General features: G+C 68.7%; 11 protein-coding genes. 7 read left to right on the top strand and 4 right to left on the bottom strand.

The window, feature by feature from the left end:
- The first annotated feature begins 2 nt into the window (after positions 1 to 2).
- Complete coding sequence (locus KDW55_RS00140) at positions 3 to 893, top strand: EamA family transporter (RefSeq protein WP_040143519.1); 891 nt, start codon at positions 3 to 5, stop codon at positions 891 to 893.
- Positions 894 to 1,117: 224 nt separating this feature from the next.
- Here the strand turns inward: KDW55_RS00140 and KDW55_RS00145 are convergent, their stop codons facing one another.
- The gene (locus KDW55_RS00145) at positions 1,118 to 2,332 is read right to left on the bottom strand and encodes an MFS transporter (RefSeq protein ID WP_069241009.1); all 1,215 of its coding nucleotides are present in this window, start codon (positions 2,330 to 2,332) and stop codon (positions 1,118 to 1,120) included.
- 388 nt (positions 2,333 to 2,720) lie between these two features.
- Here KDW55_RS00145 and xdhA point away from each other — a divergent pair, with 388 nt between their 5' ends.
- The 4 genes from xdhA to KDW55_RS00165 all read left to right on the top strand — a co-directional run bounded on the left by xdhA (position 2,721) and on the right by KDW55_RS00165 (position 7,953).
- A complete protein-coding gene (gene xdhA, locus KDW55_RS00150; protein ID WP_040143522.1) occupies positions 2,721 to 4,319 on the top strand; it encodes a xanthine dehydrogenase small subunit in 1,599 nt (532 codons plus the stop codon).
- Between the two features lie 18 nt (positions 4,320 to 4,337).
- Positions 4,338 to 6,701 (top strand): xanthine dehydrogenase molybdopterin binding subunit, encoded by a 2,364-nt coding sequence (gene xdhB / locus KDW55_RS00155; RefSeq protein WP_212159786.1) that lies wholly within the window; start codon positions 4,338 to 4,340, stop codon positions 6,699 to 6,701.
- 87 nt (positions 6,702 to 6,788) lie between these two features.
- On the top strand, positions 6,789 to 7,454 hold the full coding sequence (gene xdhC, locus KDW55_RS00160; RefSeq protein WP_212159787.1) for a xanthine dehydrogenase accessory protein XdhC: 666 nt from the start codon (positions 6,789 to 6,791) through the stop codon (positions 7,452 to 7,454).
- Positions 7,455 to 7,551: 97 nt separating this feature from the next.
- Positions 7,552 to 7,953, top strand: a complete 402-nt coding sequence (locus KDW55_RS00165) for a hypothetical protein (RefSeq protein WP_059543988.1) — start codon at positions 7,552 to 7,554, stop codon at positions 7,951 to 7,953.
- 43 nt (positions 7,954 to 7,996) lie between these two features.
- Here KDW55_RS00165 and KDW55_RS00170 read toward each other — a convergent pair whose 3' ends face one another.
- The 3 genes from KDW55_RS00170 to KDW55_RS00180 all read right to left on the bottom strand — a co-directional run bounded on the left by KDW55_RS00170 (position 7,997) and on the right by KDW55_RS00180 (position 11,190).
- Positions 7,997 to 8,944: a LysR family transcriptional regulator gene (locus KDW55_RS00170; RefSeq protein ID WP_040143525.1), complete on the bottom strand. Its 948-nt coding sequence runs from the start codon at positions 8,942 to 8,944 to the stop codon at positions 7,997 to 7,999.
- Between the two features lie 68 nt (positions 8,945 to 9,012).
- Complete coding sequence (locus KDW55_RS00175) at positions 9,013 to 9,651, bottom strand: 2-hydroxychromene-2-carboxylate isomerase (RefSeq protein ID WP_212159788.1); 639 nt, start codon at positions 9,649 to 9,651, stop codon at positions 9,013 to 9,015.
- 93 nt (positions 9,652 to 9,744) lie between these two features.
- Positions 9,745 to 11,190, bottom strand: coding sequence for a TAXI family TRAP transporter solute-binding subunit (locus KDW55_RS00180; RefSeq protein ID WP_040143527.1), 1,446 nt, complete (start codon positions 11,188 to 11,190; stop codon positions 9,745 to 9,747).
- A gap of 452 nt (positions 11,191 to 11,642) precedes the next feature.
- Between KDW55_RS00180 and KDW55_RS00185 the strand changes: the two genes are divergently transcribed.
- Together KDW55_RS00185 and KDW55_RS00190 are read left to right on the top strand one after the other, a co-directional pair.
- Positions 11,643 to 12,008: a BON domain-containing protein gene (locus KDW55_RS00185; protein WP_059543982.1), complete on the top strand. Its 366-nt coding sequence runs from the start codon at positions 11,643 to 11,645 to the stop codon at positions 12,006 to 12,008.
- Positions 12,009 to 12,255: 247 nt separating this feature from the next.
- Positions 12,256 to 14,346, top strand: coding sequence for a D-(-)-3-hydroxybutyrate oligomer hydrolase (locus tag KDW55_RS00190; RefSeq protein ID WP_212149392.1), 2,091 nt, complete (start codon positions 12,256 to 12,258; stop codon positions 14,344 to 14,346).
- Positions 14,347 to 14,629 lie beyond the last annotated feature (283 nt).

Consider the following 14,629-nt stretch of genomic DNA (forward strand, 5'->3'; position numbering starts at 1 on the left):
CCATGAACCTGTCGCTCTATTTCGTCACCGTGCTGATTTGGGGCACCACCTGGATCGCAATCAAGTGGCAGCTCGGCGCCGTGCCGCCGCCCGTGTCGATCGCGTGGCGCTTCTGGCTCGCGTCCGCCGTGCTGTTTGCGCTGCTGCGCGTGATGCGCCGGCCGGTGCGCCCGCCGCGCGAGGCGTGGCGCTACCTCGTCGCGCAGGGCTTCGCGCTGTTCTGCCTGAATTTCCTGTGCTTCTACTATGCGGAGCAGGTCGTGCCGAGCGGCCTCGTCGCGGTGATCTTCTCGACCGCGCCGCTGCTGAATTCGATCAACGGCCGGTTGTTCATGGGCCGTCCGTTGCGGCCGTCCGCGATCGCCGGCGCGCTGCTCGGGCTGACCGGCATCGCGTGTCTGTTTTGGCAGCAAATGGCCGGACATCTGGACGATCATGCAACGTGGATCGGCCTCGCGATCGCGTTCGCCGGCACGATGTGCTTCTCGGCCGGCAACCTGCTGTCGAGCCGGATGCAGTCGATGGGCCTGCACCCGCTCGCGACCAACGGCTGGGCGATGCTGATCGGCGCGGGGATCCTGACGATCGGCAGCGCGGCGGCCGGATTGCCGTTCATGATCGATCCGAGCCCGCGCTATCTCGGCGCGCTCGTCTATCTGGCCGTGCCGGGATCGGTGATCGGCTTTACCGCGTACCTGACGCTCGTCGGGCGGATCGGGCCGGAGCGCGCCGCATATTGCACGGTGCTGTTCCCGATCGTCGCGCTGGCCGTGTCGACTATCTTCGAAGGCTACCAATGGTCGCCGCTCGCGGTGATCGGCCTGCTGCTCGTGCTCGCCGGCAATCTCGTTGCTTTCGATCTGGCGCGGCGGTTGTTCTTGCGGACGGCTTGATCCCGTTCGCGGCGGTGCGTGCGCACGATCGGGGAGCCGGCGCACGGGTCGGTTGTGGCTGACCTGATTTTCGCTTCGGCGCGGCGCTGCGATCGTGCAGAACCCAAGCTTTCGCTAACGAACGCGGTTCCGTTCGGGCGCTACCCCGATGCGGCTCGCGTACTGCAGCACGCCAACGTGCTGCCGAGTCAGGCCGCGTCGCGCGGCGCGTGCGGCACCCGGCGTTACGCCGCCGCACCGCTCCCCGCGAGCCGCGCCTGCCGCTGATACAGCATCATCGACAGCACGACGCCTGCCGCAGCCGCCACGGCCGCGAACAGGAACACCTGCGGATAGCCGAACGCACCGGCCACATAACCGGCGAGCGGGCCGGTGATGCCGAGCGACAGGTCGAGGAACACCGAATACGCGGACAGCGCCGCGCCGCGGCTTGCCGGCGGCACCAGCGCGACGGCTTCCACGCCGAGCGCCGGGAAGATCAGCGCGAAGCCGAAGCCCGTCAACGCCGCGCCGACGAGCGCGACGTGCGGCACGGGTGCGAGCCACAGCAGCACGAGGCCCGAGCACTCGAACGCGAACGACACGATCGCGACGCGGAAGCCGCCGTAGGTCTTGATCGTGTTCGCGAACAGCAGGCGCGCGCCGATGAACAGCGTGCCGAACACGGTCAGCGACAGCGCGGCGTTCGGCCAGTGGCGCGCCGCGTAGTACAGCGTGACGAAGGTCGCGATCGAGCCGAAGCCGGCCGAGCCGAGCGCGAGGCCGAGGCCGTGCGGGAGCACGCGCGTGAACACGCTCGCATACGACATCCGCTCGCCGTGCACGACCGGCACCGGATCGATCAGCCGCGCGAGATAGAAGCCGAGCGCGGCGAGCGCGATCACGATCACGCCGATCAGCGCCGGATTCAGCGTATGCGCGATCGCGACGCCGACCGGCGCGCCGAGCGCGAGCGCGCCGTAGGTCGCGATGCCGTTCCACGAGATCACTTTCGCGTTGTGCGCGACGCCGACGCGGCCGATGCCCCACAGAATCGCGCCGGTGCCGCACAGGCTTTCGCCGACGCCCAGCACGAGCCGGCTCGCAACCAGCAGCACCAGGCTCGCGGCCGGCCAGTGCGCGAGCAGCAGCGCGACGAGCAGCAGCACCCCCGACACGCCGCAGCCGATCAGCCCGCGCAGCACCGTTTGCTTCGGTCCGAGCGTGTCGGCGAAGCGCCCGGCGAGCGGGCGCGACGCGAGCGTCGCGAAATACTGGACGCTGATCGCACCGCCCGCGACGATCGCCGAAAAGCCGAGATCGTCATGGACGAAGCCCGGCAGCACCGCCAGCGGCAGACCGATGGTCAGATAGCAGATGAACGTGAAGCAGACGACGGACACGATTTGCAGCGTGACGGCAACGCCGCTGCGCGGCGGTGTGGCGGAATCGGTTGACATGGGGTCGGAACGGATGAGCGAAACGGAACGGAAGACCGCGAAAAACGGAATCGGGATTTTCCCATGGAACCGGTTTTCCCGCAGGGACCGTTTAGTTAATCCCGACCCGTTTTATCGTCGACGGCGAGCCGACGAGCCGACGAGCCGGCGAGCCGACGAGCCGACGAGCCGGCGAATCGGCGTGCGCCCGCGCGCAACGCAAGCCAGGCAACGGTCGGGACGGCCGCCGCGCGGCCGCGCCGCGCATATCGCGGCAGTTATATGCGCCGCATGCGCGATGGGCTATGGGTTGCGGAATTTGGCGGTGATAGCGTGCAAACTGTCAGAAACACGTCGGCCGAGCGCCCCGCGCAGGCCGCCTTGCCCCCACTTGAAGAACGATAGAGACATGAGTGAGCCGATCCGCTTCTACCATCGTCACGCGATCCGCGAAGTCAGCGGCGCGGACGTCACCCGCACCGTGTTGCAGTATTTGCGCGAAGACGCGCATTGCACCGGCACCAAGGAAGGCTGCGCGGAAGGCGATTGCGGCGCATGCACGGTCGTCGTCGGCGAGCTGACCGACGCGGGCGCGGTCGCGTTCAAGGCCGTCAACGCTTGCATCCAGTTCCTGCCGACGCTCGACGGCAAGGCGCTGCTGACGGTCGAGGACCTGCGCCGGCCGGACGGTTCGCTGCATCCGGTGCAGCAGGCGATGGTCGATTGCCACGGCTCGCAATGCGGCTTCTGCACGCCGGGCTTCGTGATGTCGATGTGGGCGCTGTACGAGAAACACGGTCACGAAAGCTGCGGCAGCGCGTGCGCGAACGGGAAGAGCGTACCGACGCGCACCGAGATCGCCGATGCGCTGACCGGCAACCTGTGCCGCTGCACCGGCTACCGGCCGATCGTCGACGCCGCGGTGAGGATGTTCGACGGGGCCGGCGAAGGTGCCACCGGCGAACGCGCATCCGCCGCATCGGCTCCGGTCGACACGGCGGCGCTCGCCCGCACGCTCGCGTCGCTCGCGCGGGACGACACGTTCGCATACACGACGGCCGACGGCGCGCAGTTCGCGGCGCCGCGCACGCTCGATGCACTGGCCGCGCTGAAGGCTGCCCGCCCGGGCGCGCGCATCCTCGCGGGCAGCACCGACATCGGCCTGTGGGTCACGAAACAGATGCGCCGCCTCGACGACCTGATCTACGTCGGCCAGATCGCCGAACTGCGGCAGGTCGTGCACGGCGACGACTGGATCGAGATCGGCGCGGGCGTGACGGTCGAAAATGCGTATGCGGCACTCGCCGGCACGTATCCGGAACTGACCGAAATGTGGAAGCGGTTCGCGTCGCTGCCGATCCGCAACGCGGGGACGCTCGGCGGCAACGTCGCGAACGGTTCGCCGATCGGCGATTCGATGCCCGGCCTGATCGCGCTCGGCGCACGCGTGGTGCTGCGCGGCGGCGACACGGTGCGCGAGCTGCCGCTCGAGGCGCTGTACACCGGTTATCAGCAAAAGGACATGGCGCCGCACGAATTCGTCGTCGGCCTGAAGGTGCCGACCCGCGCCGGCGCGCGCGCGAATCTGCGGTTTCGCACGTACAAGCTGTCGAAGCGGTTCGACTCCGACATCTCCGCGGTGTGCGCGGCGTTCGCGTTCATCGCGGACGGCGAGCTGATTCGCGAGCCGCGCATCGCGTTCGGCGGGATGGCCGCGACGCCGAAGCGCGCGGCGAATACGGAGGCCGTGCTCGACGGCGCGCAGTGGCACGAAGCGACCGTGCAGGCCGCGATGCAGGCGCTCGAGCGCGACTACCAGCCGCTGTCGGACATGCGCGCGACGAGCGCGTATCGCCTCGATACCGCAAAGAACCTGATGTATCGCTTCTGGCTGGAGACGCGCCCCCACGACCCGCTGCCGGTGCAGGCGCTGAGCGTGCGCGAAGTGGCCGCCGAAGTGGCCACTGAAGTCGCCGCTGAAGTCGCGAACGACGCCGCGCGCGTCTGACGACGGAGAACCTCGAACATGAACCAGCAAGCAGAACCGTTCCTCACCGCCGTCGACCCGCAAGCCGACGCCGCCCAGGTGCACGTGTCGCGCGCGCACGAATCCGCGCATCTGCACGTGAGCGGCCGCGCGACTTACACCGACGACATTCCGCTCGTCGCCGGCACGCTGCATGCGGCGCTCGGGCTGTCCGCGAAGCCGCACGCGAAGATCGTGTCGATGAACTTCGACGCGGTGCGCGCGACGCCGGGCGTGGTCGCCGTGTTCACTGCCGACGATATTCCCGGCGTCAACGATTGCGGGCCGATCATCCACGACGATCCGGTGCTCGCGAAGGGCGTCGTGCAGTTCGTCGGCCAGCCGATGTTCATCGTGGTCGCGACGTCGCACGACATCGCGCGGCTTGCCGCGCGCCGCGCGCAGGTCGAGTACGAAGAGCTGCCTGCGATCCTCACCGCCCAGGAAGCACGCAAGGCCGAGACCTATGTGATTCCGCCGCTGAAGCTTGCGCGCGGCGATGCCGCTGCACGGCTTGCCGCCGCGCCGCATCGCGAGTCCGGCGAGATGCTGCTCGGCGGCCAGGAGCAGTTCTACCTGGAAGGGCAGATCGCGTATGCGGTGCCGAAGGACGACGACGGGATGCACGTGTACTGCTCGACGCAGCACCCGAGCGAGATGCAGCACCTCGTCGCGCACGTGCTCGGCGTCGCGTCGCACAACGTGCTGGTCGAGTGCCGGCGGATGGGCGGCGGATTCGGCGGCAAGGAATCGCAGTCGGGGCTGTTCGCGTGCTGCGCGGCGCTCGCCGCGTGGAAGCTGCTGTGCCCGGTGAAGCTGCGTCCCGACCGCGACGACGACATGATGATCACCGGCAAGCGGCACGACTTCCATTACCGCTTCGACGTCGGTTACGACGACGACGGCCGCATCGACGGCGTCGCGCTCGACATGACGTCGCGCTGCGGTTTCTCGGCCGATCTGTCGGGCCCGGTGATGACGCGCGCGGTGTGCCACTTCGACAACGCGTACTGGCTCGGCGACGTCGCCATCGCGGGCTACTGCGGAAAGACGAACACGCAGTCGAACACCGCGTTCCGCGGCTTCGGCGGCCCGCAGGGCGCGTTCGCGATCGAGTACATCCTCGACGACATCGCTCGCTCGCTCGGCCGCGATCCGCTGGACGTGCGCTACGCGAACCTGTACGGCAAGACCGAACGCAACGTGACGCCGTACGGCCAGACGGTCGAGGACAACGTGCTGCACGAACTGCTCGGCGAACTCGAGACGACGAGCGACTACCGCGCTCGGCGCGCCGGCGTGCGGGCATTCAACGCGCGCAACACGGTGCTGAAGAAGGGCATTGCGCTCACGCCGGTGAAGTTCGGGATCGCGTTCAACGTCACGCACTTCAACCAGGCGGGCGCGCTCGTGCACATCTACACGGACGGCTCGGTGCTCGTGAATCACGGCGGCACGGAGATGGGGCAGGGGCTCAACACGAAGGTCGCGCAGGTCGTCGCGCACGAGCTCGGCATCCGCTTCGGCCGCATCCGCGTGACGGCGACCGACACGAGCAAGGTCGCGAACACGTCCGCGACTGCCGCATCGACGGGTTCGGACCTGAACGGCAAGGCCGCGCAGGATGCGGCGCGCCAGTTGCGCGAGCGGCTCGCGGCGTTCGCGGCGAAGCAGTTCGGCGACGGCAAGGTCGACCCGGCTGACGTGACGTTCGGCAACGACTTCGTGTGGGTCGGCGGCGCGAGCGTGCCGTTCGGCGAGGTGATCGCGAAGGCGTATCTGGCGCGCGTGCAGCTGTGGTCCGACGGGTTCTACGCGACGCCGAAGCTGCATTGGGACCAGTCGAAGCTGCAAGGCCGGCCGTTTTACTACTACTCGTACGGGGCTGCGGTATCGGAAGTCGTGATCGACACGCTGACGGGCGAGATGCGCACGCTGCGCGTCGATGCGTTGCACGACGTCGGCGCGTCGCTGAACCCGGCGCTCGACATCGGCCAGGTCGAGGGCGCGTTCATCCAGGGGATGGGCTGGCTCACGACCGAGGAGCTGTGGTGGAACGCGGGCGGTAAGCTGATGACGCACGCGCCGTCCACGTACAAGATCCCGACCGTCAACGACACGCCGCCGGAGTTCAACGTGCGGCTGTTCCAGAACCGCAACGTGGAGGACAGCATTCACCGTTCGAAAGCCGTCGGCGAGCCGCCGCTGCTGTTGCCGTTCTCGGTGTTCTTCGCGGTGCGCGATGCGATTGCCGCGGTCGGCGACTACCGCGTGAATCCGCCGCTCGACGCGCCGGCCACCGGCGAGTCGATCTTGCGCGCGGTGCACGCGGTACGTGCGGCGAGCGCCGTGCGGGCAGGCTGAGATGATGACTCGTCTCTTCGCATTCGCTTCGTGCGCCGGCCGCAAGCGGCCGGTCAGCGTCGCCGCGCCGGTGCGGCGGAGGCTGCCATGAACGGCCCCGCTCGTTCCGCGCGCAGCATGGCGCAGGTGTCCGCGGCAGGATGCGACGGCGCGTGCGGCAGTCCGGCGTCGCCGCTGCAGCCGTTCGCGCCGGGCACCGGCCGGCGCAACCGCGCAACCGCAGCGCCGCCGCAGATGCACATCGTGCTGTTCGGCGCGGGGCACGTCGGTCATGCGCTCGTCGCGTTGCTCGGCGCATTGCCGTGCGTCGTGCAGTGGGTCGACACGCGCGACGAGCTGTTTCCGGACGAATGTCCGCCGAACGTGCAGCCGGAGCCGACCGACACGCCGGAGTCGGTCGTCGACGCGGCGCCTCCGGGCGCGTACTTCCTCGTGATGACGCACAACCACGCGCTCGATTTCTCGCTCGCCGCGCAGATCATGCGGCGGCGCGATTTCGCGTACTTCGGGATGATTGGCTCGCGCACCAAGCGCGTGAAATTCGAACGCCGCCTCGCGGCGCGCGGCGTCGAGCCGGCGCGGCTTGCGCAGATGGTGTGTCCGATCGGCATCGCGGGCATCGTCGACAAGGCGCCGGGTGCGATCGCGGTGGCCGTCTGCGCGGAACTGCTGCAGGCCCGCTCGGGAATGCCGGTGGCCGATGCGAAGGCGGCGGCCGGGCACGTGCGCGACGCCGCCGGCTGCGCGCGATAACGACGCGCGGCCGCCACGCACGGCGCACGTCCGAGCGTTTTTGCCTACACTGCACGGATCGCGCGGCATCGGGCCGTGCGTTTTTCGTGCGCGTTCCATGTCCGATCACAAGCTCTATCTCGACGCACTCGATGCGAGCGTCGCCGCCATCGAGCGCTGGCTGTCCGGCGCCGATACCGCAACTGCGGCGCTCGACGCGCTGCTCGCGTCTTTCTCCACCGGCTTCACGATGATCCTGACCGACGGCCGCCTGCTTGACCGTGATGGTCTGCGCGCGCTGTTCGTGCAGCTCGGCGGCGCGAAGCCGGGGTTGCGGATCGCATTGTCGGACGTCCGCGTGCTCGCGGCCGACGCGTCGCATGCGACGCTCACCTACGTCGAAGCGCAGCAGGCGGCATCCGGCGAATTGCCCGCGCGGCGCGCGACGGCCGTGTTTGAGCGCGACGCGGCAGGCATCGTGCGCTGGACCCATCTTCAGGAAACGTTCTGCACGGCCTGACCGGCCGCGCTGCGCAATCGCGCGCGACGCGTCCCGCGCCGCTTCAGCGCTTGCGCCCGCGCGCGGCCGTCAGTTCATCGGACACGCTCTGCATCAGCGCACACAGCCACGCGATGTCGGTCGGGCGATCGGGCTGCGGGTGCGTGAGCAGATAACTCTTGATTCGCGGAAACGGCACCGGCGGCGTGACGACGACGAGCGGCAGCAGCTGCGCATAGTGTGTCGCGAAGCGGCGCGTCGTCGTGAAGATCAGGTCGGACTGCAACAGCACCTGCGGCACGATGCCGAAGTACGGCAGCGTCGTCACGATCCGCCGCGTGAGCCGCGCACGAGAGAGACCGATCTCGATCGCATTGCGCTTGTCGCCGGTGTAAGGCGTGGGCGCGACGTGCGCGGCCGCCGCGTACGCTTCGCGGGTGAGCGGTTCGCGTGCGAGCGGATGCGCGTCGCGCATCAGGCACACGATCGTGTCGGAGAACAGATCCTGGCGCGCGAAGCGCGGATCGGGCTTCGGCCAGTTGCCGATCACGAGATCGAGCGCGCCGGATTCGAGCGCGTCCGCGTGATCGAGCGCAGGGTTCAGCGAGTCGATTTCGAGATGCGCATGCGGCGCCGCGTCGCGAAAGCGCTCGATCAGCGTCGGCATGAAGAAATCGTTCAGGTAATCGGGCGCCGCGACGCGGAACGTGCGACGCGCGGACGACGGATCGAAGTCGCCGTGCGGCGTCGCGATGAAGTCGACCTCGCGCAGCGCGCGCGACGCCGCGCCGAGCAGTGACGCGCCGTACTCGGTCGGCACCATCCCGGATTTGCCGCGCACGAGAATCGGGTCGTTCAGCGTTTCGCGCAGCTTGCGCAGCGCGGTGCTGATCGCCGGCTGCGTCTGGTTCAGCCGCAGCGCGGTTTGCGTGACGCTGCGCTCGAGCAGCAGCGTGCGCAATACGCGCACGAGCCAGATATCGAGCGAGGCGGTGCGGTCGTCGTCTTCCATCGGGGCGGGCGGATTCGGTGAAGCGTAACCTTACCGCAGCCGCGCGTTCCCGTGCGTGATACCGGCCATCACGCGCGCGCCTTCGGCAGCGCGCTGATCCGCTTGACTTCGCCCGATTCGAGCCAGTTCGGCGTGCGTGCGCAATACAGGACCATCGGCAGCGCGTCCTCGCCCCAGAACAGCTGCTTGTTCATCCAGAACGTCGGCACGCCGAACACGCCGAGCGCGATCGCATCGTCGGTGTTGCGGCGCAACTGCGCGCTCGTTTCCTCGAATTCGATCAGCTCGTCGCCGTGCCCGACGCCGACGCGCTCGCACAATGCCGCGAAGCCGTCCGGCGTCGACGGATCGTTGCCGTCGTGCCAGATGAAGCGGAACATTTCGAGCACGGTCGCGATGTCGGCGCGCAGGGCGATCGCAAGACGCAGCACCTTGTCCGAATCGAACGGATGCGCGGGCGGCATCTTGAAGCGAATGCCGAGCTGCTCCGCGCGAAACAGCGCGTGGCGATACGTGAACACGCGCTTGGACGGCACGTCGGCGCTCGGCCGCTGGCCCCAGTGGCGCTGCAGATCGGGCAGCGACACAGGCACGGGTTCGAACGGCACATCCGGCCATTTGTCGTGCTGTTCGAGCAGCAGATAGGAGAACGGCGACACGAAGTCGAAGAACCAGGCGGGCTGGGTAGTGTCGAGGCCGGTTGTCATGGCGATCTCCAGAGGGTGGGGCGTGCGCGCCTCGCGGCGGCCTTCATGTTACGCGGCGGCGCGTAGATGCAGCAATGATCGCGGATCGGACGCTCACGCGGAACCGGGAGTCGCCCGAGGGGGCTCGCCGGCCGGTGCGCCGCCGCCTTCGTCGCGCGGCGCCGCGCTCGCGCCGGCATCCGGCGTGCCGGGCTGCGCATCGTACTCGTGTGCGGTGAGCCGCTCGCGCACGAAGCCGATGTGCTCGCGCAGCACGTAGAACTGACCCGCATACGCGAGCGGCATCTTCATCCGGTTCACGGCTTCCTCGATGTCGTCGAGCTCGTTGAGCAGCCGGACGCGCTCGTCGGCCGTATGCTCGCCGAGCGCGCGGCGCTCGAGTGCGATCAGTGCGCCGTACCAGCGGTAGATGCGCGAGCGCACGCGCCAGCCGTACAGCGACGGCACGAGCCGCAGCCCGGGGATCAGCACGACGATCAACGGCACGACCACGACGAGCAGCCGGTCGACGAGGCTCGCGACCCAGAACGGCAGTCGCCGGTACAGGAACGTCTTGCCGGACTTGTAATAGCGTGCGGCGTCGTCGGACAGCGGGAAGCCGCGCGTGACGGCCGACGGGAATTCGCCCGCGTGCTGCAGGATCGTCGCATGGCCGTGCACTTCGCGTGCGGCCTCGATCAGCAGGTCGGACAGCGCGGGATGCAGCGAATCGCGCGCGACGAGCTCGATCGTCGGCGCGACCGTATGGATGTCGGCGGGCGGCAGGTTGCGGCCGAGATCGTAGACGCCCATCGGCAGCGTGATCGCGGTCAGGTACGGAAAGCGCCGCGCATACGCTTCGGCCTGCGTGAACGAGTACACGTGCACGCCGGGTGCACGGAACAGCTTCGCCATCACCGGAATCTGCGTCGAATCGCCGGACAGGAATGCGGCATCGATCTTGCCGTCGAGCAGCGCGGCCGCGGCATCCTCGCCGGTGGTCGGCAGCAATTCGGTGGAGCCGCCCGGCTCGATGCCGTTCATCTTCAGCAGCGCGAGGCTCAGTTCGCGGGCGCCGCTGCCCTGCGCGCCGAGCGCGAGCCGCTTGCCCTTGAAGTCGGACAGGCGTGCGACGACCGGCCCGCGGTACATGATCGCGAGCGGCACGTAGCCGATGCTGCCGAGCGACACCAGATGTTCGTCGCGCTCCTTCGGGCCGATGCCGCTCTGCACGAAGCCGACGTCGACCGGCGCATTCGGGTTCGACAACCGCGCGAGGTTTTGCGCTGAACCTTCCGACGACTCGACGTCGAGCGTGACGCCGTTCTTCGCGAGGATCGCCTTGTATTTCTGCGCGGCGTTCCAGTACGTGCTGCCGGGCGGCCCGGACGAGATCACGAGCGTGGACGGCGGCGCCGGCTGGATCAGCCTGACCGCGAGCCAGACCGCCGCGGCCGCGACCAGCACGGTCGGGCCGATCGACAGTGCGAGGTCGCGCCACGACACCGCGACGAAGCGGGCGAGGATGCGGCGGGGCGGGCGGCGGCTGGCTGGCTTCATGGAATCGATCGATGTTGCGGGCGTGACGCGCCGATGACGGCCGTTTCGGGCGATGCACGCACTGCGTGTTCTGGCGGCGATGGTACCCGGTTTCGCATCGGGTGCGCGAGTCGGCGGGCGTGGCGGGCCGCGCGCCCTCGCGCCCCGCCGACCCGCGCCGGCGGGCTGCGCGTCAAAAGCTTTGCGCTTCGGCGGGCACTGGATTACATTGTGCGACGCAGCCGCGCCCGATTCGCGCGCGACCCGGCACGCAATGAGACCGGGCGCGTCCGGCCGGCGGCTGCCCGGCCCGGCCGGCCCGCATTCGCGTGCGCCGGCTGCCGGCCCGTATCGCCTCTCTCGCATCGCCGTGGAAATCATCGGCCGTCCCGCCCGTTCGCGCGCGGGCCGGCTGCCTTTGGGGGTATCCGGCCGTACTGTGCACGGCCGTTCCGAAGTCACAAGGAGATAGCATGAAGTCGATCGTGTTGAGAGCGTTGGGTGTTGCAGCCGTGGCGGCCTGTCTGACGGGTAGCGTGTATGCGCAGTCGAGCGACGCGGCGGGCACCGAAGCGCCGGCCGCGGCGGCGAGTTCGCCGAAGGCCGCGGCCAAGACCGCGAAGAAGGCCAACCGCAAGCTTGGCTACGCGGTGCGCAAGGCCATTACGAAGGCAGGCGGCATCGACGTGTCGAATATCGTCGTGCGTTCGAAGGGCGGCGCGATCTCGCTGGAGGGTACGGTGCCCGATCAGGCACAGATCGACAAGGCAGAAGAAGCAGCGAAGAGCGTGAACGGCGTCACGTCCGTCACGAACAAGCTGACGGTGCAGCAGCAGTAATGCCGGGCGGCGGCGCGCGAGCGCCGCGTGCGTCCGCTTCCACGCGGGCCCCGGCATGCCGGGGCCCGTTTGCGCTTCAGACGAAGGGCAGGGCCTGCCGTTGCCCGCCATGCTTCGCGAGAGCGCGGCCCGGGAGCACGTTGTCCGGGGCGCAAAAGCCGGGTCGCCCCGGCGTTTTCTTCAGACAACACGCGCCGCGCACGACACGGCGGCGGGCTGATAACGACATCCATATCGAGAGGCGACAATGACGACGCACGGGTGGGGCAGTCGGATTCTTGTCGGCGCGACGCTGGCCGCGCTCGCGTTGCTCGGCGCCTGCAACGGCGACGAGTCGGCCGAACGCAACAGGCTGCCCGGCTTCGTGGCGGGCAGTGTGCGTACGACCGCCTATGACGGCACCAGCGACGACCTGCTGACGGCCGGCCTCGGCAAGACCGGTCTCGCCGCCGCCACCGCGCCGGCATTCGCGAATCCGGCCCGGCCGACGAGCGCCGAGCTGCGGCGTGTCGCGATCTGGTCGAATTACCGCGCGCTCGTCGACATGAGCGCGAACGGCGGTTATGGCCGTTTCTGGGGGCCGAACGTCGATGTCGACGGCAACGACACGCTCGGCGAAGGCAAGATCCGCGGCACTGAATATCTCGCGTATTCCGACGACGGCAGCGGCCGCAAGAACGTGACGCTGCTCGTACAGGTGCCCGCGAGCTTCGATCCCGCGCAGCCGTGCATCGTCACCGCGACGTCGTCGGGTTCGCGCGGCGTCTACGGCGCGATTTCGGCGGCCGGCGAGTGGGGCCTCAAGCGCGGCTGCGCGGTCGCGTATAACGACAAGGGCGGCGGAAACGGTGCGCACGAGCTCGGTTCCGACACGATCACGCTGATCGACGGCACGCTCGCCGACGCGGTGCTGGCCGGCAGCGCCAGCCTCTTCACCGCCAACGTGACGAGCGGCGACCTGGCCGCGTACAACAATCGCTTTCCGAACCGCTATGCGTTCAAGCATGCGCATTCGCAGCAAAATCCCGAGCAGGACTGGGGCCGTGCGACGCTGCAGGCCGTCGAGTTCGCGTACTGGGCGCTCAACGAACAGTTCGGCCCGCCGCTCGACGGGTCGCATCACGGCGTGCGCTATCGCCCGGGCGACATCACGACGATCGCCGCTTCCGTCAGCAACGGCGGCGGTGCGGCGCTCGCGGCGGCCGAGCAGGACACGCGCCGCTGGATCACCGCGGTCGTCGTCGGCGAGCCGCAGATCAACGTGCGGATGGCGCCGAACGCGGTCGTGCGCGAGGGTGGCCAGCCGGTGCCGTCGTTCGGGCGGCCGCTTGCCGACTACGCGACGCTCGCGAACCTGCTGCAGCCGTGCGCGGCCGCGTCGGCGTCGCTCGCCGGGGAGCCATACCTGAGCGGCCTGCCGCTGGCGACCACCCAGTCGATCCGCGCGCAGCGCTGCGCGACGCTCGCGGCGGCGGGCCTCGTGTCCGGCGCCGATACGCCGAGCCAGGCCGCCGACGCGCTCGCTCAGCTGCATGCGGCCGGCTATCTTGCCGATTCCGATCTGCTGCACGCGTCGATGTGGGATTCGCAGGCGATTCCGGCGATCGCGGTCACCTATGCGAACGCGTACACGCGCTCGCGCGTGACCGACAACCTGTGCAATTTCAGTTTCGCGACGACCACGGCGGCGACCGGCGCGGTCGCGGCGCCGGCCGCGTCGCCGATGCCGGCCGTGTTCGGGCTCGGCAACGGCGTACCGCCGACTGCCGGCATCAATCTGGTGTTCAACACCGGCGCGGGCGTCGATCATCGGCTCGCCACACCCGATGCGAGCTTCGCTGGCGCGCTGTGCCTGCGGCAGCTGTGGACCAACGGGATGCTCGACATGCCGGCGAACGTCGACGCGGTACGCGTGAGCGCGAACCTGCAGGGCAAGCCAGCGATCATCGTGCAAGGCCGCAGCGACGCGCTCGTGCCGGTGAACCATGCATCGCGCGCATACGTCGCGCAGAACAGCATCAGCGAAGGCGCCCGCAGCCAGCTCGTGTTCTACGAGGTAACGAACGGGCAGCACTTCGATGCATTCCTCCCGGTCGCCGGGTTCGACACGCGCTTCGTGCCGGTCCACTACTACGACCTGCAGGCGCTGAACCTGATGTGGCGGCACCTGAAGAGCGGTGCGCCGCTGCCGCCGTCGCAGGTGATCCGCACGGTGCCGCGCGGCGGCACGCCGGGCGCCGCACCCGCGCTGACGAGCGCGAACCTGCCGCCGATCGTAACCGCGCCGGGCGCGAACGCGATCACGGCGGGCGCCGGTGCGATCGACGTGCCGCTCTGACGGCGCGCGTTGCGTCGCAGGCCCGAAGCCGGACTGTCGTCCGGCTTTTTTCTTTTTCGCGTCCGGAATCGGTTCCCCGGCGCTTTTTATCGGAATGGCACGTGCCGTAACAAATTGTTACTTTACGGCGAAAAATCCGGAATTTATTATGCGCCGATATTTTCACTTAATTTAATAAATTACCGGACAGGCCATATTTTCTTTCCATATAGTTAATCGATCCTTTCGATTTTATTAAATCGGCGCGAGCCACGGTTTATCGCCATTTCGCGATTAATCGGCG

It is taken from the genome of Burkholderia sp. AU19243 (assembly GCF_018148075.1).
GTDB lineage: Bacteria > Pseudomonadota > Gammaproteobacteria > Burkholderiales > Burkholderiaceae > Burkholderia > Burkholderia latens_A.

Excerpts from the sequence above, each read along its gene's own strand:
- KDW55_RS00170 (WP_040143525.1), bottom strand. The coding sequence starts at position 8,944 with ATGGAAGACGACGACCGCACCGCCTCGCTCGATATCTGGCTCGTGCGC.
- xdhC (WP_212159787.1), top strand. The coding sequence starts at position 6,789 with ATGAACGGCCCCGCTCGTTCCGCGCGCAGCATGGCGCAGGTGTCCGCG.
- KDW55_RS00180 (WP_040143527.1), bottom strand. The coding sequence starts at position 11,190 with ATGAAGCCAGCCAGCCGCCGCCCGCCCCGCCGCATCCTCGCCCGCTTC.
- KDW55_RS00140 (WP_040143519.1), top strand. The coding sequence starts at position 3 with ATGAACCTGTCGCTCTATTTCGTCACCGTGCTGATTTGGGGCACCACC.
- KDW55_RS00145 (WP_069241009.1), bottom strand. The coding sequence starts at position 2,332 with ATGTCAACCGATTCCGCCACACCGCCGCGCAGCGGCGTTGCCGTCACG.
- KDW55_RS00175 (WP_212159788.1), bottom strand. The coding sequence starts at position 9,651 with ATGACAACCGGCCTCGACACTACCCAGCCCGCCTGGTTCTTCGACTTC.
- xdhB (WP_212159786.1), top strand. The coding sequence starts at position 4,338 with ATGAACCAGCAAGCAGAACCGTTCCTCACCGCCGTCGACCCGCAAGCC.
- KDW55_RS00190 (WP_212149392.1), top strand. The coding sequence starts at position 12,256 with ATGACGACGCACGGGTGGGGCAGTCGGATTCTTGTCGGCGCGACGCTG.
- KDW55_RS00185 (WP_059543982.1), top strand. The coding sequence starts at position 11,643 with ATGAAGTCGATCGTGTTGAGAGCGTTGGGTGTTGCAGCCGTGGCGGCC.
- xdhA (WP_040143522.1), top strand. The coding sequence starts at position 2,721 with ATGAGTGAGCCGATCCGCTTCTACCATCGTCACGCGATCCGCGAAGTC.
- KDW55_RS00165 (WP_059543988.1), top strand. The coding sequence starts at position 7,552 with ATGTCCGATCACAAGCTCTATCTCGACGCACTCGATGCGAGCGTCGCC.